We start from the raw sequence: 23,676 nt of genomic DNA on the forward strand, positions 1-23,676 counted from the left end.
GATAGCGACCAGATGGTATTTATTGGCTTCTGGGTCTTCAAGGAATAAAGTCCGCTCATCTATGACGGCGATAATGAATATCGTTGTACAGCAGTGATACAAATTGGATCCTGCTGAATTCATATTTAATATTCGGTAGTAATATTAACACTACCGCTATAAAACATTACGACTGGAGATAGTCATGAGCGATTTAAAAGCTGCAGCATTACGTGCATTAAAATTAATGGATCTTACAACACTTAATGAAGACGACACTGATGCAAAAGTGATCGCATTGTGTAAGAACGCAAAAACAGCGGTTGGTAACACTGCGGCAGTATGTATCTACCCTCGTTTTATCCCAGTAGCTAAGAAGCAGTTACGTGAGCAAGGTACACCTGATGTACGTATTGCAACGGTAACTAACTTCCCACACGGTAACGACGACATTGAGATTGCTGTTGCTGAAACGAAAGCAGCTGTTGCTTACGGCGCAGACGAAGTAGACGTAGTATTCCCATACCGCGCACTAATGGCTGGCAATGCAGAAGTAGGCTTTGAGCTTGTGAAGCAATGTAAAGCAGCATGTGGCGATAACGTGTTACTGAAAGTTATCATCGAGACTGGCGAACTAAAGACAGAAGCTCTTATTAAGCAAGCGTCTGAAATTTGTATCAACGCTGGCGCTGACTTTATTAAAACATCTACAGGTAAAGTGCCTGTAAACGCAACGCCTGAATACGCTGAAATTATGTTGAATGTTATTAAAGACATGGGCGTAGCAAAAACAGTGGGCTTTAAGCCGGCTGGTGGCGTACGTACTGCTGAAGATGCTCAACAATACCTAGCAATGGCAAACACTATTCTTGGTGATGAGTGGGCTGATAGCCGCCATTACCGTTTTGGTGCATCAAGCCTACTTGCTAACTTACTTCACACATTAGGTGAAGGCGAGCAAGCGGCACAAGGCGGTTACTAAGCTTTTATTAATAAGGTGGTGTAATGCCACCTTATTATCTTGCTAAAGCTGATTTTTTTAACGCTAATTATTATTAAAACATAGTATTTTCAATGTTTATAATTATATATTAGCGCGCATTATCTATTTTATTTTACGTTATTTTCAATGATGTATTGGCATCACTGAAGGGTTTCGTACACGTAAAATTCGGCAAGACAATGGCTGGATTTTACTGATAGATAATTGACTCTTTCCATTGAAATTCATATCAGTAAGAGGATCGTCATGTACTTACCTCAAGAAATTATTCGTAAAAAGCGCGACAATATTGCACTAACTGCCGATGAAATTAATTTTTTCATTCAAGGTGTGGCTAAAAATACCGTCTCTGAAGGTCAAATTGCGGCATTTGCAATGGCGGTCTATTTTAATGATATGACCATGGATGAGCGTGTCGCATTAACCTGTGCAATGCGTGATTCTGGAATGGTAATTGATTGGGGCCATATGAACTTTGATGGTCCGATTGTTGATAAGCACTCAACCGGTGGTGTGGGTGATGTGACCTCTTTAATGCTGGGCGCTATGGTAGCGGCATGTGGTGGCTATGTACCAATGATCTCTGGTCGTGGTCTTGGTCATACTGGTGGTACGTTAGATAAACTGGAATCGATTCCAGGTTATAACATTACGCCAAGCAATGAAGTGTTCGGTAAAGTAACTAAAGAAGCAGGTGTGGCGATTATTGGTCAAACCGGTGATTTAGCCCCTGCTGATAAACGTGTTTACGCGACCCGTGATGTGACGGCAACGGTGGATAATATTTCACTAATCACCGCTTCTATTTTATCGAAAAAACTAGCGGCAGGCCTTGATTACTTAGTGATGGATGTAAAAGTAGGTTCAGGCGCATTTATGCCAACTTACGCTGCATCAGAAGAATTAGCCAAATCGATTGTTGCAGTTGCTAATGGCGCAGGGACATGTACCTCTGCATTATTAACCGATATGAACCAAGTATTAGCATCAACAGCGGGTAATGCGCTTGAAGTACGTGAAGCAGTACAATTTCTAACGGGTGAATATCGAAACCCTCGCTTATACGAAGTAACCATGGCATTGTGTGCTGAAATGTTAGTTATCAGTAAACTAGCATCAGATTTACCACAAGCACGTGCGAAACTGCAAGCTGTGTTAGATAATGGTCAAGCAGCAGAGCGTTTTGGCAAAATGGTTGCGGGTCTTGGTGGTCCAACTGATTTTATCGATAATTATGATAACTATCTTGATAAAGCAGAAATCATTAAACCTGTATTTGCTGAAACAACCGGTTTTGCACATGCAATGGATACTCGTGGTTTAGGTATGGCTGTTGTTGGAATGGGCGGTGGTCGTCGTGTAGCGAGTGATACGATTGATTATGCTGTTGGTTTATCAAATATGATCCGTCTTGGTGATGAAGTCTATGCTGATACACCATTAGCAATGGTCCACGCGCGCACTGAAGCGCAATGGCAAGAAGCGGCTAAAGCGGTTCGTGCCAATATCAGTATTGCTGATACTACACCAGAACCGACCCCTGAAGTATACCGTCGCATTGGCGAACAAGACGTATAACGGAGCAACAATGAAACGTTCAATTATTTTAGTTTTAGATTCTTTTGGTATCGGCGCAACGGAAGATGCGGTTGATTTTGGTGATGTTGGTGCGAATACGCTAGGTCACATTGCCGAGGCTTGTGCACGCGGTGAAGCTGATAATGGCGATCGTAGTGGTGCGCTACATTTGCCTAATCTAACTAAATTAGGTTTAGCAAAAGCATGTGAAGAGTCATGTGGTAGTTTTCCTGAAGGTATGGATGCTGATGTTGAAATCGTAGGTGCTTACGGCCACGCGAAAGAAATTTCATCAGGAAAAGATACTCCATCTGGTCACTGGGAAATCGCGGGTGTGCCAGTATTGTTTGATTGGGGCTACTTCAGTGATAAAACCAATAGCTTCCCTAAAGAGCTAACGGATCGCATCCTTGCACGTGCAGGCTTAGATGGTTACTTAGGTAACTGCCATGCATCTGGTACACAAGTTCTAGATGACTTGGGTGAAGAGCACATGCAAACAGGTAAACCAATTTTCTATACATCTGCTGACTCTGTATTCCAAATTGCATGTCATGAAGAGACTTACGGTCTTGATAAGTTAATGGAACTTTGTCATATCGTCCGTGAAGAGCTAGAAGATTATAATATTGGTCGTGTTATTGCGCGTCCATTTATTGGTGCTGGTAAAGGTCAATTTGAGCGTACGGGTAACCGTCGTGATTTATCTCTTGAGCCACCTGCGATCACCGTATTGCAAAAATTGGTTGAAGAAAAGCAAGGCGAAGTGATTTCTATCGGTAAGATTTCTGATATCTATGCGGGTTGTGGTATTTCTCGTAAAGTAAAAGCAACCGGTATTCCAGCATTGTTTGATGCAACATTAGCACAAATTGATGTTGCTGGTGATAACAGCATCGTGTTCACTAACTTTGTTGATTTTGACTCAGCGTACGGTCACCGTCGTAATGTTGCAGGTTATGCTGCAGCGTTAGAATATTTTGACCGTCGTCTACCTGAAATTTTAGCGCTATTAAAAGAAGATGATGTGCTAATTATTACAGCAGACCATGGTTGTGATCCAACATGGCCGGGTACTGATCATACTCGTGAGCACATCCCTGTGATTGTTACAGGACCAAAAGTTAACGCTGGCTCATTAGGTCGTCGTGAAACATTTGCTGATATTGGTCAAAGTCTTGCTGAGCATTTCGGTACATCTGATATGTCTTACGGTAAGTCGTTTCTATAAAACGCAATAGACCGGCAGTATACTGATAATCAAGGCGAGGAATCATTGGATTAATCGCCTTGATTAGTATAAAAATAAGCAAGTTTATATGATAGCGATTGTTGTCGTTATCAGAACGATATTAAGCGATTATGAGTTATCAATAGTGTGCATTTGTAATAGATGTTATCGCCACTGATAACTGATTCAATAAACAAAAGGATATAACGATGGCTACTCCACATATTAATGCTGAAATGGGTGATTTTGCAGATGTCGTGCTGATGCCTGGTGATCCACTACGTGCTAAGTTCATTGCTGAAACATTCCTAGAAAACGTGACTGAAGTATGTAACGTACGTAGCATGCTTGGTTTCACGGGTACTTACAAAGGTCGTAAGATCTCTGTAATGGGCCACGGTATGGGTATTCCTTCTTGTTCTATCTATGCGACAGAGTTAATTAAAGACTTTGGCGTGAAGAAAATTATCCGTGTGGGTAGTTGTGGTGCGGTACGTGATGACGTTAAATTACGCGATGTTGTTATCGGTATGGGCGCATCAACAGACTCTAAAGTAAACCGTATCCGTTTTGGTGGCCACGATTTCGCAGCAATTGCTGATTTCGGTATGGTACAAAATGCAGTAGATGCAGCAAAAGCAAAAGGTATCCCTGTTAAAGTGGGTAATATCTTCTCAGCTGATTTGTTCTACAACCCAGATTTCGATTTCTTCAAAACAATGGATAAGTACGGCATTGTTGGCGTTGAAATGGAAGCGGCGGGTATCTACGGCGTTGCGGCAGAGTTTGGTGCTAAAGCACTGACTATCTGTACTGTTTCTGATCATATTCTACGTGGCGAAGCAACCACATCTGAAGAGCGTCAACTAACGTTCAATGAGATGATTGAAATCGCACTAGAATCAGTATTACTTGGTGATGCTGAGTAATCATAGCGAATATATTGGGTACTCAGTATGAGCGCCAATGACGCTTAAAAAAAGCGGTAACAGTACAAGCTGTTGCCGCTTTTTTGTGGGTGCTAATCGGTATTATTGGTGATTATTCTGCAGGAAAGGAAAGCTACCTTGATAATGTTGACGGCTAAATACCAGCATCAATAATCCGCCAAGGATCAATGCTGAAACCATCAAGCCTCGAATAATTGCTGTCATAGACGCCATTTGAGCAACCGCATGCGTTAGTAACTTATCGTGTTCGAGTGTGATCCGCATAAATCCAATAATATGACCGTTAAGTAATATTGGTTCTGCAATTTGTTGGCGTCCAATACTCGCCATGGCTAACGGGGTAGAAAGCCCAGTTAATTGCTCTAATGGCATCGCTGCTTTGGTTTTTGCTAACGCCACCCCCTCAAGATTATAAATGCTCGCATCCAATATCAATGGCTCTGTCGCTAAATTTTTAACTAATAATTGCAGCTGATGCTGGTCTTTATTTTCAAGATCGAGTGCGGCATTTTGAGCGGCCTGACGAACAATAATTTTTGATAACGTTTGGGTTTGTTCACTCAGCATTTGGTAGTTTTGTTGACTAAGTAATGCGCCATATTGGAGAATGCCGAGAAAGGTTAATAGGCATATTAGTAATATAACGGCTTTATACAGCCGCTGACGTTGCCAGCGTTTAGTGTTCCATTGGATCATTGATATCACTCGATTACTCCGATTATAGGTATTCTACACTAAAAAAATAACGGATGATTATTTCACCGGCAGGGAAGTGTTAAACTTTGTTAACAAATGGTGGTCAGCAATGATTGCATAGTATTAATTTTATAAATTGTTGATTTTATAGGTGTAAGTGGTTTTTTTGAGTTAATAATACAACTGTCAATTTATAATTAGACTTGCTCTTCATGAACACAATCGTTAGGTTTATAGTAATCAAATTGTTAAGGATGACGCAATGGACGTTGCTAGTGTACTCAAAATCAATAAACACCCAACCTTATTTAAACGCTTTCCAGAGATATTATCTGTCACTAATACCAGCAAACGCCAAGCGAATTGGTTAGTGTATGGTAACCACATTACTACCGATAATATTGATGCGATTAATGATGTTGGTTTGAGTACGATTGAGATTGTCGCAGCTTGGAAAGTAGGATCGTATGATGCGATTTTAATTGCCAGTGAACTAACGTTAGCACAACAACAAGTGGTGCTTGAACAGCAACTAGATTTTGCTTATGTGAGTGATATTCCTGATTTATCGATGCCCGGGATTGTGGTGTTAGATATGGACTCAACCGCGATTGAGATTGAATGTATTGATGAGATTGCTAAATTAGCGGGTGTCGGTGAAGAGGTTGCAGCCGTGACTGAACGCGCGATGTCAGGTGAATTAGATTTTGAGCAAAGTTTACGCCAGCGAGTAGCCGCTTTAGCAGGTGCAGATGAAGCGATTTTAACCCAAGTGCGTGATCAGTTACCGTTGATGGCTGAATTACCGCAGTTAATTGCAACGTTACATCATTATGGGTGGCAAGTGGCGATTGCATCGGGGGGCTTTACTTACTTTTCTGATCATTTACAGCAGCAATTTAAGTTAGTATCAGCAACCTCAAATACCCTTGAAATTATCGACGGTAAGTTAACCGGTAAGATCCTTGGAAAGGTCGTTGATGCTAAAGCCAAAGCGGAAATATTATTGGCGTTAGCGGAAGAATTTGATATTGAGCCTCATAATACGGTAGCCGTTGGTGATGGTGCTAACGATTTACTGATGATGGAAATTGCAGGACTAGGGATCGCTTATCATGCGAAACCAAAGGTTGATCAACAGGCCGATGTCGCTATTCGTCATGCAGATTTAGGTGCGGTTATTTGTATCTTGTCTGCATCATTGGCAGAGCAGCGTTTAGCGTGGTAGCGTTTTGTTGCCTAATGCCTAATGCCTAATGCCTAATGCTTAATCAACATTAACATTAACATCAATATCAACATTAAGGTTAAGCTAATTATTCGCACTTTCTAAGGGTGCGAATAAAAAATGTAAGCGATAAATAGCCAATTAACATTAATGAATTTCAAGCCGAATTAACACTTCATCGGTAATGTCTGAAATTTCACCGCAACCAATTAACGACGTAAATTCCATTTCTAACGTGCGGGCTCGGTGCAGAGTTAAACGGGCTAATTGACTTAATTTCTCACCAATAAGCACGGTGAGTGGGTTTAATAACGGTAATGCCGTGATCCGCAACGCAAACAGATTGCCTCGTTGACGCGCTTGTTGAATATAAGCGCGCTGGGCGTCAATATCATCAAAATCCTCTCGTAGTTTAGTGTCAATCTTATCGATGTTCTCGCCGTGAAACTCAACCGCTAAATATAATTCATGAATAAAAGGGTGTTGGAGATTGTCACGGGGACGCATTGGATTGGCGAGCATTTCTTTAACCCGTTGTTTGAAAAGAACGCCCAGATCTAAACGATCATTATCACTCAGTTGATGTAGCATTGTAGCGAGTGACGATAAAGGGAAATTAGATCCGATGGCTTTGACTTTTATTTTATGATCAACTTTTTCAGCAAAATACGGTAAGCAATGCAGCCGCGTAAGTAACATTTGATGCATGGCCAAGAGCATTGCTGGCGAAGGTTGTGGCTCTTTACATAGCGCCAGTTTTTCAAGGTTAGATTCAATCAGGGTACGTAAAAATTGTCCGCCTAATAACCCCTCTTCATTGTCAATGACGGTGAGTTGGATATTTTTGCCATTAGGGCTGGTGCGAATGATCTGATAAGGCATTTTTTTTAAAATAGTATTTTTAGTGGTACGGGCTAATTGGGTAAATCCAATCGTCACCGTATCGCCTTGTTTACATCGCAGTGGTTGATCTAAATTAATATTGAGTCCGCGGCTTGAAAAATCGATCGAATGACCCTGAATATTATCATGACCTTGTTGTAAGGTGATGGCTGTTTGATAGTGAAATCGAGCTTCACTGCGTAGCGGTTTAGGGTCAAAATGAATCGCTTCAGCTTGGCTGATAGGATTACGAAGATGACGAAATTGATTCAAGTCTTGGGCGGTTAACGTTGATGGTGCACCACTGAGATAATCTGGCTGTACTTGCTGGTGAGTTAAATCTTGTAAGGTTCCGATATGGGATAAGTCCTGACAGCAAGGCATCATTTCCGGTGTCAGTTGTGCCAATGTTTGCACATCGTTGGTTGTTAAAGGGTATAGCGTTAAACGCATCACTCGCCAGCTTTCACGTTTAGCGCCTATTTGCCAAAATAATAGACGTTGTTGACGTGTCATTTCTGGCAATGCTGCTGAGTAAAAATAACGCTGGCCTTGATGCTCATGATAGAAGCTATAAATTAAAGTGCTGGTTTGCGATATTTGACTTAGTCCAAGGTTATGGATACGACTGGGTGATAAAAGATGGTTAATAACTGGTTGATTGCGCTCATCATGCCAGTATTGCCATTGGTGTTGATTATGATCGGTTAAAAGGCTGTATTTAAGCTTTGTTGCTGCAAAAAATAACGGCATTGTTGTGGTATGTTTTAGGTAGCAATGTTCAAAAGCTTGAGTACGTAACTGAATGATTTTATCGTCATGATTACTACGACTTAACGACTTATGTTGATCATGCTTAATAATTGCCTTGAGTGCGGTATTTTCCGTTAAGGCTAATAACCTTAACCATTTAATACTGTCGTTATCTTGAATATCATCAATGCCTAAAATACGATAGTGGTGGCTTTGATTGAGTCGGGCATCTTGATATTGTTGTGCCAGCTGTGGAAATGAGGCTGTGATAGTTTGCCCCAGTTGGTAGTCAAACGCTGCCGGCACTTTACATTTAGTACCCGAAAAAGACAGATCGACCGTGGTGGCTAAGACTTGTTGATTATTTGTCAATGTTAACGCCATTGAGGTCGCGATATGGAGTCTATTTTCTTCACGACTGAGGTAGTATCCAAATCGAATCAGTTGTGCTTGAAATAAACTATATTGTGTTTCTTCTGTGGCGGTATCGGTTAGCGGTGTTTTTTGTTGGTGGTGAATAATACGAAAATTATTATGGGTGTTGGTTAATTCTTCATAGAGCCCATAGCAATATTGCCCGCCAAATACCGCACTACGATGATGATAAATATTGATCGCGACATCATCTAACCAATGGCTATGATCATTAAAGGTATATTGTCGGCACTGACCGTTAACCCGTCCTCGAAGATCAATAATCTTATTGCAAGGAGCCATCAAGCGATTGATTTCCATTTTTATTTGTAGCCGTACTGGGCCAGTTTCGTGTTGAGTTAATAACTGGAATACGGCCTCAAAATCAGGCTGGCTATAAAGGGGTAATAATTGCTCAATGAGGGATTTATAATCGTCAAGATGCATGAGTAAGTCTATTGATGAATGGCGGTTATATCATCGACCAATAGAACAAAAAGTTTAGCATTAACTGACATATATTTGTCGTTAGTCGATAGTTTCTTGACGCTAATGTGATTAGCAATTGTGAATAATAAGTGAGATAGGATTTAGAATGGCAAAAGCAGCAAAACGCGCCTATGTATGTAGTGATTGTGGTATGGACTTTGCGCGTTGGCAAGGGCAATGTTCTGGGTGTAAATCATGGAACACGATCACCGAATTTACTATTCCCAATACTAAAAGTGGAGTGGTAACTTCAGCCCGTTCAAGTTTATCCGGCTATGCGGGTATTGCTGGCGGTGGCTCTAAAAAATTACATGAAGTTGAAGCGGTTGATGCTCAAAAAATGCTAACCGGTATTGGTGAGCTTGATCGGGTGTTGTGTGGGGGATTGACCACTGGCTCGGTGAATATTATTTCAGGCGATCCTGGTGCAGGTAAAACGACCTTATTGTCAGATCTTGTGGCGCGAATGTCGCAATTAATGCCATCACTGTACTGTACTGCCGAAGAATCGTTATCACAGTTTAAAAACCGTGTTAATCGACTTAAATTACAATGCAATGAAGATAATTTGTATTTAATGGCTGAAACCAGTGTTGAAGCGATCATTGCTGAATTAGACGCGAAACAGATTAAATTTGCGGTTATTGACTCGATTCAAGCGGTATCAACCGAACTCGCTAATGGTAGCCCCGGTTCGCCATCACAAGTAAAAACGGCTGCGCAATCACTGACTCAATATTGTAAACAAAACAATGTCACCATGTTTTTAATTGCTCACGTTAACAAAAATAATGAAATTGCGGGTCCACAAACCTTAGTCCACATTGTTGATGCTTTATTGCATATCGATACCAATGACGGTCAAGTACGTACTTTACGTGCCAATAAAAACCGTTTTGGTGATGTTGATACCGTGGGTATTTTCCGAATGACAGAGCGCGGTATGCTCAGTGTTGATAACCCGAGTGAAATTTTCTTATCGGGATCCACCACCGAATCATCGGGTTCTGCAATTACGTGTATTCGAAAAGGTAACCGTAATATTTTACTTGAGATTCAATGTCTAACCACTGAGACCGAAGGGGAGTTCCCACAGCGGGTTTGTGTTGGTTTAAATATGAATCGAATTAAAATGCTAACCGGTATTTTACGTAAACACGCGAAGACCAAAATCTTCCATGATACGTTTTTCAATATTGTCGGTGGCTTAAAAATTGATGAGTCGGAAACCTGTATTGATTTGGCATTAGTTGCGGCTTTATTGAGTAGTCTAAATGAGTTTGTGGTGCCGCGTACCACCTGCATCATGGGTGAGTTAAGTCTTAACGGTGATGTACGTCCAATCGACAGTGGGGTGCCGCGAGTAAAAGAAGCGGCGCAGCATGGGTTTACTGAAATTTTTATACCGTTTCGAAACTACCATAAATCAATGGAAGGATTGGGCGCAAAAATTGTGGCAGTAAAAACGATTCATGAGTTAATTGAGCTTATCAACTAATCCGATTGAGCTAATTACGACTATCGACAAAAACGGCTTCAAACAAAAAGGCCAGTCACAGTAATGTGATTGGCCTTTTTTGTGTCTATTTTTGTTAAATAAAGATTGTTTAATCTTGAGCTTGTTTTTTTGATACTTGAGTATGCTGTGCTGTGGCTATATCAAGATCGTGGTTTTCATCGCCGGTTAATTGCACTTGCATCGCAACCATACTATTAATGGTATTTAACAATGATGCCCATTGGACATTCTTTTCTTGTTTAAACAAATCTTCAAAATTATCAATGTTCCACTTAACAAATGGGCGTGGATTCAGTGGTTTATCTAAAAATCGAATTTCGTAATGTAAATGAGGACCAGTTGATAATCCTGAATTTCCTGTCCAACCAATCAGTTTCCCCTTTTTAACAAACTCACCTTGTTTAACGTTGAATTTACTCATGTGCGAGTAAGACGAAATAAATCCCATGGTGTGGTTAAGGGTTAATTGGTTGCCATAACCGTAATTACTGCTGCGGGCACGTTCAATAACGGCATCAGCAGGCGCATAAATCGGGGTACCAATTTTAGCTGCAAAATCAAGACCATCATGGCGTTTACGCTGCTTAGTGATCGGATGAACGCGAGTACCAAATCCTGAGGTTAATTGTGCATTGGGCGTTGGCGCACCATTAGGTATTAGCTGAAATAAGGTAGCTCTTACTGCTGAGTTAATAGCTGCGGTATCTACCCGTTGTTCAATGGTTTGATTGTCGGCTGGTGGTTCAATACCGAGCACAGTTTCCATATCATCAATGCGCTGATTTAGCACGAGTAATGATTTTTTCTTATCCGCTAATGCTTGGTTGAGATCCTGATTCATTGCCGTTTCTTCAGACAGTGAAGCACTTAATGCTAATGCCTTGGCACTCAATTTTTGAGCTTTGATCTGAGAAATTTTTGCATTTTGATAAAGATGAAACATGGAATAGCCGCCATAGCTAAACATACCGCATACCGCAATGATAACGACAGCACGATAAGAGCGCTGTAATGAATGCGGGGATTTATTGGCTAATGATGGCTCTGCTGATGATGGTTCTAATTGAGACATAAGCTATAGCTATTATTGATAAGTAAATGAGAGTTGGGCGTTGATCAGTGCTTTTTAACAGCGTTCAATACCGTACAACTAACGATAAGTAATAAGTTACTCAGTCTATGTCTTCGTTTCCATTATTGCTAGTTATCACGTCACAGAAGTGAGGCAATACAGTATGTTGGTACAATAGCGCCTGAATAAGTATTTGATTTTAATATTATTTTTATTTTGTAAAAAAGAGCTGTTTAAGCAGCTCTTTTTGATTACAGCGTATTGAACTAATTATTTCGCAATACGTTTGTACTTGATACGGTGAGGATCGGCAGCATCCGCGCCAAGGGTTTTCTTCAACCAATCAGTGTATTCAGTAAAGTTACCTTCAAAGAAGCTCACTTTACCTTCGTCACGGTAGTCAAGAATATGTGTTGCAACACGGTCAAGGAACCAACGGTCATGCGAGATAACCATCGCACAGCCTGGGAACTCAAGTAATGCTTCTTCAAGTGCACGTAAGGTTTCTACGTCAAGGTCGTTGGTTGGTTCATCGAGCAGTAATACGTTACCGCCAGATTTCAGCAGTTTTGCTAAGTGAACACGGTTACGCTCACCGCCTGATAAATCACCAATGCGTTTTTGATGATCACTGCCTTTAAAGTTAAAGCGTGATACATAGGCACGAGCTGGAATCTCAAAGTTGTTGATTTTAAGAATATCAGCGCCTTCAGAGATTTCTTGGTAAACAGTGTTATTGTCATTCATGCTATCGCGGAACTGATCCACTGATGCTAATTTTACTGTCTCGCCCAGTTCAATAGTGCCAGAATCCGGTTGTTCATCGCCACTTAACATCTTAAATAACGTTGATTTACCCGCACCGTTAGCACCGATAATGCCAACAATCGCGCCTTTTGGCATGCTGAATGATAAATCATCAATCAATACACGATCGCCAAACGATTTAGTGAGGTTTTTAACGTCAATCACTTTGTCGCCTAAACGCTCACCTGGTGGGATGAACAGTTCGTTGGTTTCATTACGCTTTTGGTGATCAGCGGTGTTAAGTTCTTCAAAGCGTGCCATACGTGCCTTTGATTTCGCTTGACGACCTTTAGGGTTTTGACGCACCCACTCAAGTTCTTTCTCAATCGTTTTTTGCAAAGCACGTTCTTGAGATGATTCTTGTTTTAGTCGTGCGTCTTTTTGCTCAAGCCATGAGGTATAGTTACCCTGCCATGGAATACCTTCACCACGGTCAAGCTCTAAAATCCAGCCCGCCGCATTATCAAGGAAGTAACGGTCGTGGGTAATCGCAACCACAGTACCACTGTAATCAACCAAGAAGTGCTCAAGCCATGCCACTGATTCTGCATCTAAGTGGTTAGTCGGTTCATCGAGCAACAGCATGTCAGGTTTATCAAGCAATAGGCGACAAATAGCGACACGACGACGTTCACCACCGGATAAGTTCTTAATGGTCGCATCCCAATCAGGTAAACGGAGAGCATCTGCTGCGCGCTCAAGTTGCATGCCTAAGTTGTGACCATCTTTGGTTTCAATTAATGATTCCAAATCACCTTGTTCTTTTGCCAGAGCATCAAAATCGGCATCAGGTTCAGCATAAGCAGCATAAACTTGATCAAGACGAATTAGTGCATCTTTTACATCAGAAACAGATTCTTCAACAATCTCACGGACTGTTTTTGTTTCATCTAATACAGGTTCTTGAGGCAGGTAACCCACTTTTAGACCCGCTTGAGGACGTGCTTCACCTTCAATATCAGTATCAATACCTGCCATGATGCGCAGTAAGGTTGATTTACCTGAACCGTTAAGACCCAATACACCAATTTTGGCACCTGGAAAGAAACTCAATGAAATATCTTTTAAGATTTGACGCTTAGGTGGGACGATTTTGCCCACTCGCGACATGGTATAGACGTAATCAGCCATATCCGTGTGTGATCTCTACTTCTAAAATGAAGTTTATATAGTACCTATAATCTTTAAAAATTCACTTGAATTGTTGTTTATTACCGGGTTCAGTAAGGTATTTTAGTGATAAAAGAGATTGTTTATTGTAATGGTTACAATCACAATCATGCCTCTGAGTAATTACATGTCGGCCAATGTATGTTAGCGAAGGTGTTAATTTATTGTCACTTATTGGTTGGACGTTTTTTTTTGCTATCCTTGAGCAAGGATTGTAGATGAATTTTGGTTTTTTTAGATATGGAGTCAATCGTGACACGTCTATTTAGTTATTCTCGCGTTTGTTCACTTGCTTTGTTGACGGTCGGATTAACAAGTACATTCAGTGTTCAAGCAGCGTCTTTAGAGCAGCAACGCACATGGTATGAACAAGCGCAAAATGCTTTTTCAGCCAATGATATGGCTGTGTTTCATCAGGAAAAAACTAAATTAGGAGGCTATGCGTTATACCCTTATTTGGAATATCGTGAATTTAATGCTCAGCTGGAAACCCAAAAGCCGAGCCAAGTGAAAGTCTTTATTGAAAAATATAAAATGTTACCGTTTAGTCAGACCATAAAAACACGCTATTTAAACCAATTGGTTAGCACTGGACGTTGGCATGATTTTTTAGCAATGCAGCCAGCAGTACCAAGAAATACCGCGCTACAGTGTGCGTTTTATTATGCCAAAGAGAAAACAGGTAAAACTGCCTTAGCGTGGCAGGGGGCTGAAAAATTATGGCAGACAGGCAGCTCGCTACCTGCTGGCTGTGATGAGTTATTAAATAGCTGGAATACTGCGGGTAAACGTACCAATAGTATGGTGCTCGACCGAATGGTATTAGCTTACGCTAATGGTAATAAAAGCTTATTAACTTACCTTGATAAGCAATTAACAGGTGATGCACAAGCAACTGGTGAAGCAGTCTTGGCTTTATACGAACAGCCACAAAATGTGGGTGAGTTTGCTAAAAAAAGTAAAGTAACGCCCTTTAATCAAGCGTTGACTAAAAATGCGTTTCTATTATTAGCTCGTAAAAATACTTCACAAGCCGTTGCTGAGTATGACCAAGTCGTTAGTGGGCAACACTTTGATAAAGCCACTAAACAAACATTGGCCGATGCTGTTGCTTCGCGTCTTATGTCAACGACAGATGCGAGCTTAGCAAAATGGCGTGATAGCAAATTAGCCCATAGCCACAATACCAGTATTTTAGAGCGTCGCGTACGTAATGCTATTCGTGAGGCTAATTGGAAGCAAACTCAACTCTGGATTGATCGCTTACCGAAAGAGGCGCAACAAACCCCTCGCTGGACATTCTGGAAAGCGAAATTATTAGCGCAAAACGGTCATAAAAAACAAGCGGATAAAATCTATACTTCATTGCTAGGTGAGCGTGATTTTTACAGTGCTGCTGCGGCCACTATTTTGCATAAGCCGATTGTGTATCCGCTAACGAAAGCGCCAACATCAACAGCGTTGTTAACACCGTATAAAAAGAGCTTAGCCCGTGTTGATGAGTTAATTATTCTCAAGAAAACCACCGCAGCTAATCGCGAGTGGGGGTATCTCTTATCCAAGATCACCAATGTACAAACCAAGCGTCAATTAGCGGTATATGCTGAAAAACATCAATGGCACTATCTTGCAGTGCAAGCCACTATTTCAGGTAAGCTTTGGGATCATATGACATTAAGATTTCCATTAGCCCATAAATGGTTATTTGATTTCTTTAGTGAGCAACGTCATATTCCCACATCAACAATGATGGCATTAGCACGTCAAGAAAGTGCGTTAAATATACATGCACAATCACATGTTGGTGCGAGTGGACTAATGCAGTTAATGCCGGCAACGGCAGCTGAAACCGCTAAAAAACTTGATTATAAATACTTAGGTAAGCAAAGTTTATTTGATCCAAGTGTTAATATCCGCTTAGGCAGTGCGTATTTAAAAATGATGTTAGAGCGTAATGATAATAATCGTGTTTACGCTTTTGCATCTTATAACGCCGGTCCTGGTCGGGTTGCACAATGGAAAAAAGAAACCGCAGGAAAATTGGATGTTTATGCGTTTATTGAACAAATTCCGTTTAATGAAACCCGTGGTTATGTTCAAAATGTTTTAATGTTTGATATTTATTACAATGAACTTATGGGACAGAAAGCCGCATTATTTAGTCCGGCGGAACTAAAAGCACATTATTAATATTAATAATGTGTTTTAAATAGAGATTGTTGACGCTTTATCTATTTAAAAAACTTATTGTAATTATAAGTGATAAAAGCCGTTACTGTTATGCAGAGAGATAACAGTAGCGGTTATATCAAAACCATAAAAATATAATGTAATGCGATGAATGTGAATATTCAGGTTATTTTTTCTGTGAAAAAGTTGGATAATCTAGCACCCAGCGTTTACCAAATTTCTCATCCCAATCTTCGGGGAAAATAGCAAAGCCTGCCGCAGGGTACATGGTTAATTCACTGAAGGTGATTTGATTATTATGGAAGTATAAATCGACCCGTACCATGTCATAATATTGTCCAATACGTTCTGCTATTTCAATCATTTGATCGATAAATTCAGGTTTTTCAGGTACTGGAGTACAGCGTGGATAAGCAACTGTGAAGCCTAATTCATTCCAATTTCGATCATAATGATTACGGAAGTGATTACCAAATCGACCTTGATCTAATTGAATAAACTCCACTTTTCCATTAATCACATGCAGTTTGTAGTCGTCAGGTGTCGTACCATTAAAATCAAGGAATTCTTCGGCAAAAACGCGTGGTGGAATATTTTGATAGCCCCATTCTCCCAATGAACCTGACTGATCCTTTTTAAACCAACGTTCAGCGAATACTTTCATATCTTGCTTTGAAAAGTGTTTACCGTTACGAACAAATTCAATCGTTTGGCTAGTATGGTTGGCTTTTAGTACGTAGTCATTTGGCATTTTATTAAATGGGAACATATCAAAGTCAGCGATATATTTAGCAACCCATAATGTTTTTGGAATGTACAATTCTGGTGCTATTTCTTTTATAAATTCTTTTGCTGCTAACTTATCAGCACCAATCGTTAAATATTCACTACGGTCATGGATCTTTTTTAATTGTATTTTTTCATTAAACGTTTTTGGATTAGAATAATTAATGAATTTTTTATATTTACGATAATATAGAATTTGTAAACGTAATTTTATTGGAAGTTTGGACACAACTCCTGAAAACAATCGATATTGTAAACTTTCCATCTTAGGTTCTCTGCCTGTTATTTGTTTAACTTATAAGTTTAATTTGTCTATTTTACAATTGAAATCAATAGATTTATTTGTACTTTTATATATCAACAGATTATCAGTATTAACTTTGAAGACTAAGTATAACTAAATTAATGGTATTGGTGTTACTTACTATGTTATCTCTATGTCAGTTTTTAATTATAAAATTGTATGTATGTGTTCCTGCCCATAGATATATTGTATTCAATGTGTTTTTATTTTAAATATTACAGGAATATTTTATATATTTCCTGTTGTATCCTGAAATCAGTTAATAGATGACATGTTATAGAAGAGGTTCTTTGTCGTAAAGCAACAAAATAACACGTATTAAGATATGTTATTGATTATGATTTACTGTGTGCAGTTGTTGTTATTTAACTTTTAAGTAAGCGATTTTATTATCGAATAAAAAAGCATAATAATAATGGTCTAAAAGAGAGTGAGTTATTAAAAATAAGAATATTTATTATTATAGATAAAGAGTGTTAACACGGGTATTTATTGATTAGATTATGAGTTATAAAAGATAACACTTACTTGGTCTGATGTAGGAATCGCGGTACACTGCAACCTTAAGATAATGCCTTATGGGATAGATAACAATGGCTGTAGATTCACCGAAGTATAATGACTGGCAGCAGGTTTTAGACTTGCTTCAGCAAGCTTCTGCACAACAAAGAGATCAGTTACTCTTTAAAGTGTTATTAACTCATGATGAAAGAGAAGCATTAATTGCTCGAGTGAATATTGTCCATGAGTTACTTAATGGTGAACGTAGTCAGCGTAAAATCAGCGAATTACTCGGTGTCGGGGTAGCAACAATTACTCGAGGTTCCAATGAACTTAAACATCAAGATGATGAAACTAAAGCATGGTTAGCTGATTTCTTAGCAAAAAATGGTTCTTCTGCCTCTTAATAGCATTTATTATTAGTAGTAGTTAACACAGCGCTATTATTAATAAACGCTGTGTTGTCTTTAGTATAATTCAGGATTTAAAAAAGGAATTAACGCTAAAATTAATGCTTGCTGATAGACACTACTACGGCTTAATAAATGGTGGGTCAGCATCGCAATGGCACCGCCTTTTTGTTTGACATTTTGTTGAGCAAACATTTCATCCATCACATCTCCTAATTCCATTCCTTGGGCTATTTTTTCTAATGCCAGTGGCGGTAATGGTAATGATGCAGACCGCGCTGTAGATTTTCTTCCTTGATGTTCAATCACCATCCACGCAAATGTAAAATTGGCGTCGAGCCCGGCCTCTAAGCCGACGATGTAATCGGCATCGGGATAACGTTCGCGACACGAAATAATGCGGTTATTAGCCCCTAATAATGTTTCTTCACAAGTTAAAGGCTGATCGCGTACCCCACTAACAGCACTGACACCGGTGGTGGTAAATAATTGCTGTGGAAAGGCGGCGTTAAATGCATCGGTGACGGCGGTAATTTTTGCGGGATTAGTGGATGCGACAATAATGGTTGGCATAATGATATGTTCAGTTAAATGGATAAAAGAAGAAGATTGAAATTAGCCTATTTATGGTATGAATTACAGCAAATAAAAAAGCCCATCTAAAAAAGATGAGCTTTTTTTTATCCCCAATTAAGCAGTCCGCTGTGATTAACGGTCGTAAGCCCAATCTGATTGAATAATGTAGCCGTGAATTTGGAACTCACCATTATTGACAAATAGGTTAGGGAAATCAGGTTGTGAGGTTGAGAATACAACGCCATCAGCCAGTTGAGTCATGTGGTAAAAATCAGGCTCACTGCCACGAACAGAAGCAAACACTGGTTGCTTTGGACGATAAGCTGCTTCTTTAGTTGCTAATGCGTAACTGCCTACTGGCGCACAATGAGCAATGTTTTCATTATCAATGAACAAGCCTAGACATGCATCACGATCTAAATGTTGGGGAATAGCACGCTTGCTGATCACCTCAACAGAATCACCTAAGTTGTAAGCTGAAAAATCTTTACGGTGGATCACAGGAATGTATGTGCACGTTGCTGAGCTATCATGTTCTGTACTGATAGTCGTCGTTGCCTGTGTACCTGTATCAATTTGTCCTGTTAGGATGTAACCAATTGATGTATTTAGTGTTTCAGCAATCTTTTCTAGTTCACGTACTTCAATGCCGTATTTACCTGAAAGTTTACGGCTCATTGTACCTTGTTGAAGGCTTAATGCTTCACCAAGTTGCTTTTGACTAATACCTTGAACTTTAGCCAAACGCTTAATTCTTTCTAAATATTCCATGTAACTAGCTTCCTGCTTCAAATAGGGGATGTAAATGATAAATTCATTCTCAAGAGTTATAAAACATCTTACCCAAAAGTGTAGAAAAGGAATCATTGTTACTTAAAAAGTGCGATTGATTTGGTTAAAGAAATATACCCCACAGGAAAGATGGGTAAAAAGTGGAACAAAATACGCAGAAAAAAATAAGTTTTGAGAATGAGAGGCTAATGTTTTGGTTGTGGCAGTAATCGTTGTATCGTTTTCAATGAGGGCGGTGAAACAATGAAAAATTATAACGTCATGATTTTTAATAACTTAAAAGTAAACTCTTAAGTGTTAAATAATATAATGCTATTTGTTTTTATTTTTGTAAAATGTTGTGTTTTTTGTAAAATAAATCTTATTATTAATAGTTAAATCAATAGTAATATTAAATAGTTTTTATGGGTATTAATTACAGTATTGACTGGGTAAATATTAGCGGTAATTTAAATAGCTATTGATAATGATTTTAATACTTAATAGGAATTTAAGCAGTGTTTAAATTGTGTAAGTTGCAAGGTGTAAAAAAGGCCCATCCTCATGAGGGTGGACCTTTTAAATAATAATACGACTACTTAGCGATAGGCGCTGGAGTACGAATTAAGTAATCAAATGCGCCTAAACTTGCTTTCGCGCCTTCACCCATCGCAATAATGATTTGCTTGAAAGGTACAGTAGTGACGTCACCTGCCGCAAAGATACCGTTAACGTTAGTATTACCGTGAGCACCAATTTCGATTTCACCACGTGGTGTTAATGCAACGGTTGATTCTTTTAGCCATTCAGTATTTGGCACTAAACCAATCTGAACAAAGATACCTGCAAGTTCGATGTGTTTGATTTCATCAGTGTTGCGATCTTTGTAGCTAATACCTGTAACACGAGTGCCATCGCCAACCACTTCTGTTGTTTGTGCCATTTTAATAATGTCGATGTTAGGCATACTTTCTGCTTTATTGATCAACACTTGGTCAGCACGTAATGTGTCAGCAAATTCAAGTACAGTAACGTGTTCAACAATACCCGCTAGGTCAATTGCCGCTTCAATACCTGAGTTACCACCACCGATAACCGCAGTACGTTTGCCTTTAAATAATGGACCATCACAGTGAGGACAGTAAGCCACACCTTTATTACGGTATTCTTGCTCACCTGGGACATTCATTTCACGCCAGCGAGCACCGGTACTGATGATCACGCTGCGAGATTTTAAAATTGCACCACTTTCAAGGTAAATATGGGCATAACCATCTTCAGTATCTGCCGCTGCAACGATGTTCTTAACACGTTGTTCACTCATGATATCAACGTTGTATTGTTTTACGTGCTCTTCTAGGCTTGCTGCTAAATGAGGACCTGTTGTTTCTTGAACAGAAATAAAGTTTTCGATAGACATAGTATCCATCACCTGACCACCGAAGCGTTCAGCGACAACACCAGTGCGAATACCTTTACGTGCTGCATAAATAGCGGCAGAAGCACCAGCAGGACCACCGCCAACCACTAATACATCAAAAGGGGCTTTATCATTTAAGCTTGCTGCGGCTTTTTTAGCGGCACCTGTATCTAATTTGTTTAGAATTTCAGTTAGCGACATACGACCTTGGCCAAATACTTCACCGTTTACATAAACAGTCGGTACCGCCATGATATTACGTTCAGTGACTTCTGCTTGGAAAGCAGCGCCATCAATCATGCTGCTTTTAATACGAGGGTTGATAGCAGCCATCATATTGAAAGCTTGCACAACGTCAGGACAGTTTTGGCAAGAAAGTGAAATGAAAGTCTCAACGATGATGTCTTGATCTAATGCTGCGATTTGATCGATAACCGCTTGTTCCAGTTTCATTGGGTGACCACCGCTGTGCAGTAGTGCCAATACCAATGATGTAAATTCGTGACCCATTGGCAGACCAGCAAAGCTCATTGAGGTCTGTTTGGTTGGGTTAACCACTTGCATAACAGGTTTACGTGCGCTGGCATTATTATCTTCAATAACACTAACTTTATCGTTTAGTTCTGCAATCTCGTAAGCCAGTTCATGCAGTTTTTGTGCAGTGTCACTATCGTCTAAACTTAATACCAGTTGGACGTCAGTTTTTAAATTTTCTAAATATGCTTTTAGCTGCTGCTTCATGCTTTGTTCTAACATAATCTTGCCTTTTTAATTTGTTCACGGCTTAACAGCAGATAATCAATGCGGGTCTACTGTTATACGACATATTGCCTATATAAAAAGGCGTAAATATGTTTTGAATGTCTGTTAATTAATAAGGCACCAAACATGCGATGTATGTTTGATGCCTTATTACTTTTAAATAAGTAGATTATTTAAAAGTAAGATGAATAATATTTATTTCGGATTCGGCGTCAAAAACGAATATTGTCATCAATGGTCAATAAGATTAGATCTTACCAACTAGGTCTAGAGAAGGAGTTAGTGTTGCTTCGCCTTCTTTCCATTTTGCAGGACAAACTTCACCTGGGTGCGCTGCAACATATTGTGCTGCTTTCACTTTACGCATTAGGTCTTCAGCTTCACGGCCAATACCTTCTGCAGTGATTTCCATTGCTTGGATAACACCTTGTGGGTCCATTAGGAAAGTAGCGCGGTCTGCAAGACCTTGACCTTCACGCATAACGTTGAAGTTATTAGTGATGTTACCAGTTTGGTCGCCTACCATGTAGTAGTTGATTTTGCCGATAGTATCAGAGCTGTCGTGCCATGCTTTGTGAGTGAAGTGAGTATCAGTAGATACAGAGAATACTTCAACACCGCGAGATTGTAGTTCTGCGTAATGGTCAGCTAGGTCGCCAAGCTCAGTAGGACATACAAAAGTAAAGTCAGCAGGGTAGAAGAAGAATACCGCCCACTTACCTAAAACATCTTTTTCAGTGATGTCTACGAATTTGCCTTCTTTGTATGCAGTAGCGCTAAATGGCTTGATTTCAGTGTTGATCATAATATGGAATCCTTTTGAATATAATTTTAATTCTTTATGCTGTAGTGCAAATCAAATCTCTGGAGCCATTATTGTCAAAACGGGGATATTAAGGAAATCGTTACAGCCGATACATTCGATAGCTAGAACCTATTGTTGATAAGCGAATGTTTTAATGAAAGGTGATACGTAATAATAGATGTGAGGTCTGAAGGGGATTGTTAAGGGGATAAACAAAGCTCTGAAGTGGTCAATCAATATTGCTATCGATACTCGCATTGCTATATAGAAGGGATTCATTTACGGATCAGATGGAGTAATAAGCTTAATAAAAATGTCCTACTTTATTGGATAATAAAGTAGGACATTTTTAAAAGAGATAACCCGTTTTTTATCAAGAGAAACTTAAAATATCATGGTGAGTGGCGAGTTTTATTAGAAGAGCATTTTTTGCAAGCAAACTAAAATAATGATGAGAATTTGCCATAACAACCAAATCAACGGATAGCTTTGTCGCCAATCGTTCAACAGCCATTCCAACAGGCCCTCCGACAATATAAATATGATCTCTATTTAACGTCGTACCAGAAATTAACGCCTTTATTTTATTTTCTAGCGCAACTTTTTCTGTATTAACAATCTCATCTCCTACTTGGTCTCCTAAATAGGTGTCATCAGAAAATAGCTGATCATCAAGATTCGTTGCATAACCCACAAACAGTTCTGCATTGAGTTGATCAGCTAACGCAATCGCTTTGAGAAGATAGGGTTTAGAATCGATATCTAGCGCATACAATACTTTTTTATACATCTTTACCTTCTTTCGGTTTATTAACCCATGCATATTCTAAGCGAGAAACTAATGCATGGTACAACAGTGCAATTAGAACAATGATGCAGCTACCTGCAAAAATCGGATAAAACGCGAATAGAATACTGGTATGAGCACCTAACATGATCAATAACGGATTTCCCCCAGCTGGTGGGTGAGTAACATTAAGAATGATCATCATAAAAATCCCCACGCCAACCGCCAAGCCGAGAGACCAAAACGTTACAGGTAAAAGATTGGCAAATATAATGCCGATGATCGCTGTCGTCAGGTGACCGAATACGACATTTTTAGGATGGGCTAAAGGACTTTGTGGTAAACCAAAGACCAACACCATTGTGGCACCAAACGGCGCGACTAATAAATAGTCACCTTTGGCAACACCATCTACAAAGGCAAGGATACCAATACATAATGCAGAGCCTGCAGCGGCAACTAACGCAATCATCCACAGTTTATGAGCTGGGTGGGTGATCTTATAATGGATCCCCTTTGGTATATCAGCCATTCGCAACACTTACTTATGAGTACAATATATTAATAGTATATGACAGATGTGCTTTAATGAG

19 protein-coding genes are annotated in these 23,676 nt (G+C 39.7%); 8 read left to right on the forward strand and 11 right to left on the reverse strand.

The features are described 5' to 3' along the window. The first annotated feature begins 184 nt into the window (after positions 1–184). The 4 genes from deoC to deoD all read left to right on the forward strand — a co-directional run bounded on the left by deoC (position 185) and on the right by deoD (position 4,720). Positions 185–961 (forward strand): deoxyribose-phosphate aldolase, encoded by a 777-nt coding sequence (deoC, locus tag BTO21_RS00525; RefSeq protein WP_045027590.1) that lies wholly within the window; start codon positions 185–187, stop codon positions 959–961. A gap of 267 nt (positions 962–1,228) precedes the next feature. Beyond that, positions 1,229–2,560: a thymidine phosphorylase gene (deoA, locus tag BTO21_RS00530; RefSeq protein ID WP_045027592.1), complete on the forward strand. Its 1,332-nt coding sequence runs from the start codon at positions 1,229–1,231 to the stop codon at positions 2,558–2,560. Between the two features lie 10 nt (positions 2,561–2,570). Next, a complete protein-coding gene (gene deoB / locus BTO21_RS00535; RefSeq protein WP_045027593.1) occupies positions 2,571–3,791 on the forward strand; it encodes a phosphopentomutase in 1,221 nt (406 codons plus the stop codon). A gap of 209 nt (positions 3,792–4,000) precedes the next feature. Next, positions 4,001–4,720 carry a purine-nucleoside phosphorylase gene (gene deoD, locus BTO21_RS00540; RefSeq protein ID WP_036795952.1) on the forward strand — a complete coding sequence of 240 codons (720 nt, stop codon included), beginning with the start codon at positions 4,001–4,003 and terminating at the stop codon, positions 4,718–4,720. Between the two features lie 102 nt (positions 4,721–4,822). On the opposite strand, the gene BTO21_RS00545 is transcribed toward deoD, so the two are convergent. Then, positions 4,823–5,437, reverse strand: a complete 615-nt coding sequence (locus BTO21_RS00545) for a YtjB family periplasmic protein (protein ID WP_045027598.1) — start codon at positions 5,435–5,437, stop codon at positions 4,823–4,825. A 262-nt stretch (positions 5,438–5,699) separates the two neighbouring features. Here BTO21_RS00545 and serB point away from each other — a divergent pair, with 262 nt between their 5' ends. Beyond that, positions 5,700–6,665 (forward strand): phosphoserine phosphatase, encoded by a 966-nt coding sequence (serB, locus tag BTO21_RS00550; RefSeq protein WP_045027599.1) that lies wholly within the window; start codon positions 5,700–5,702, stop codon positions 6,663–6,665. 147 nt (positions 6,666–6,812) lie between these two features. Here the strand turns inward: serB and BTO21_RS00555 are convergent, their stop codons facing one another. Next, complete coding sequence (locus BTO21_RS00555) at positions 6,813–9,161, reverse strand: PilZ domain-containing protein (RefSeq protein WP_045027601.1); 2,349 nt, start codon at positions 9,159–9,161, stop codon at positions 6,813–6,815. A gap of 148 nt (positions 9,162–9,309) precedes the next feature. On the opposite strand from BTO21_RS00555, the gene radA reads away from it, so the two are divergent. Then, positions 9,310–10,701, forward strand: a complete 1,392-nt coding sequence (gene radA, locus BTO21_RS00560) for a DNA repair protein RadA (protein ID WP_045027603.1) — start codon at positions 9,310–9,312, stop codon at positions 10,699–10,701. Between the two features lie 109 nt (positions 10,702–10,810). Here radA and BTO21_RS00565 read toward each other — a convergent pair whose 3' ends face one another. Next, a complete protein-coding gene (locus BTO21_RS00565; protein ID WP_045027604.1) occupies positions 10,811–11,794 on the reverse strand; it encodes a M23 family metallopeptidase in 984 nt (327 codons plus the stop codon). Between the two features lie 270 nt (positions 11,795–12,064). Beyond that, positions 12,065–13,732 carry an energy-dependent translational throttle protein EttA gene (ettA, locus tag BTO21_RS00570; RefSeq protein ID WP_045027606.1) on the reverse strand — a complete coding sequence of 556 codons (1,668 nt, stop codon included), beginning with the start codon at positions 13,730–13,732 and terminating at the stop codon, positions 12,065–12,067. Between the two features lie 279 nt (positions 13,733–14,011). Here ettA and sltY point away from each other — a divergent pair, with 279 nt between their 5' ends. Then, entirely contained in the window at positions 14,012–15,961 is a 1,950-nt protein-coding gene (gene sltY, locus BTO21_RS00575) for a murein transglycosylase (protein WP_045027607.1), read from the forward strand. 166 nt (positions 15,962–16,127) lie between these two features. On the opposite strand, the gene BTO21_RS00580 is transcribed toward sltY, so the two are convergent. Then, a complete protein-coding gene (locus tag BTO21_RS00580) occupies positions 16,128–17,012 on the reverse strand; it encodes an ATP-grasp fold amidoligase family protein (RefSeq protein ID WP_045027609.1) in 885 nt (294 codons plus the stop codon). A gap of 632 nt (positions 17,013–17,644) precedes the next feature. Here BTO21_RS00580 and trpR point away from each other — a divergent pair. Then, positions 17,645–17,959, forward strand: coding sequence for a trp operon repressor (gene trpR, locus BTO21_RS00585; protein WP_105026650.1), 315 nt, complete (start codon positions 17,645–17,647; stop codon positions 17,957–17,959). A 60-nt stretch (positions 17,960–18,019) separates the two neighbouring features. On the opposite strand, the gene yjjX is transcribed toward trpR, so the two are convergent. The 6 genes from yjjX to BTO21_RS00615 all read right to left on the reverse strand — a co-directional run bounded on the left by yjjX (position 18,020) and on the right by BTO21_RS00615 (position 23,615). Next, complete coding sequence (gene yjjX, locus BTO21_RS00590) at positions 18,020–18,535, reverse strand: inosine/xanthosine triphosphatase (protein ID WP_045027612.1); 516 nt, start codon at positions 18,533–18,535, stop codon at positions 18,020–18,022. A 135-nt stretch (positions 18,536–18,670) separates the two neighbouring features. Further along, positions 18,671–19,309 carry a helix-turn-helix domain-containing protein gene (locus BTO21_RS00595; RefSeq protein WP_045027614.1) on the reverse strand — a complete coding sequence of 213 codons (639 nt, stop codon included), beginning with the start codon at positions 19,307–19,309 and terminating at the stop codon, positions 18,671–18,673. A 595-nt stretch (positions 19,310–19,904) separates the two neighbouring features. After that, complete coding sequence (gene ahpF / locus BTO21_RS00600; protein WP_045027615.1) at positions 19,905–21,485, reverse strand: alkyl hydroperoxide reductase subunit F; 1,581 nt, start codon at positions 21,483–21,485, stop codon at positions 19,905–19,907. 253 nt (positions 21,486–21,738) lie between these two features. Then, positions 21,739–22,296 (reverse strand): alkyl hydroperoxide reductase subunit C, encoded by a 558-nt coding sequence (gene ahpC, locus BTO21_RS00605; RefSeq protein ID WP_045027617.1) that lies wholly within the window; start codon positions 22,294–22,296, stop codon positions 21,739–21,741. A 373-nt stretch (positions 22,297–22,669) separates the two neighbouring features. After that, the gene (locus tag BTO21_RS00610) at positions 22,670–23,086 is read right to left on the reverse strand and encodes a universal stress protein (protein ID WP_045027618.1); all 417 of its coding nucleotides are present in this window, start codon (positions 23,084–23,086) and stop codon (positions 22,670–22,672) included. Then, the gene (locus tag BTO21_RS00615; RefSeq protein ID WP_045027620.1) at positions 23,079–23,615 is read right to left on the reverse strand and encodes an HPP family protein; all 537 of its coding nucleotides are present in this window, start codon (positions 23,613–23,615) and stop codon (positions 23,079–23,081) included. Before BTO21_RS00615 ends, BTO21_RS00610 begins: the two co-directional genes overlap by 8 nt. Positions 23,616–23,676: the final 61 nt, after the last annotated feature.

It is taken from the genome of Photobacterium phosphoreum (assembly GCF_002954725.1).
In the GTDB taxonomy this organism is placed as follows: domain Bacteria; phylum Pseudomonadota; class Gammaproteobacteria; order Enterobacterales; family Vibrionaceae; genus Photobacterium; species Photobacterium phosphoreum.